The organism is Tritonibacter sp. SIMBA_163 (assembly GCF_046535935.1).
In the GTDB taxonomy this organism is placed as follows: Bacteria; Pseudomonadota; Alphaproteobacteria; order Rhodobacterales; family Rhodobacteraceae; genus Epibacterium; species Epibacterium scottomollicae.
In genome coordinates this window covers 1-258 of record NZ_JAWJBP010000746.1, presented here as the reverse complement: position 1 = coordinate 258, position 258 = coordinate 1, and the positions used below count along the sequence as shown (strand labels likewise).

Annotated in this window: 1 pseudogene; it reads right to left on the bottom strand. The window is 67.4% G+C overall.

The window, feature by feature from the left end:
- A pseudogene (gene glmU, locus R0J92_RS24300) lies at nt 1-258 on the bottom strand (bifunctional UDP-N-acetylglucosamine diphosphorylase/glucosamine-1-phosphate N-acetyltransferase GlmU); the annotation flags it as partial.

Genomic DNA, 258 nt, shown 5'->3' with positions numbered 1-258 from the left:
CCTTGCGGCCGTTGATCGCCATGATGCCGCTGTTGCACCAAGTGACCTTGCGCTCTTCGTCCGTTGCGTCTTTCTCCTCGCGGATCGCGACAAGCTCGCCGTTCTCGACGAGCAGCCGCCCGTAGCCGGTCGGCCGGTCCGTGTGGAAGCCGATCACCGCGACGTCGGCGCCGGCGGCAAGCTGCGCACGAGCGGCGGCGAACGGTCCGACCGTCACCAGCGGAGCGTCGCCATAGGTAACGAGCACGTCGTCGAAAC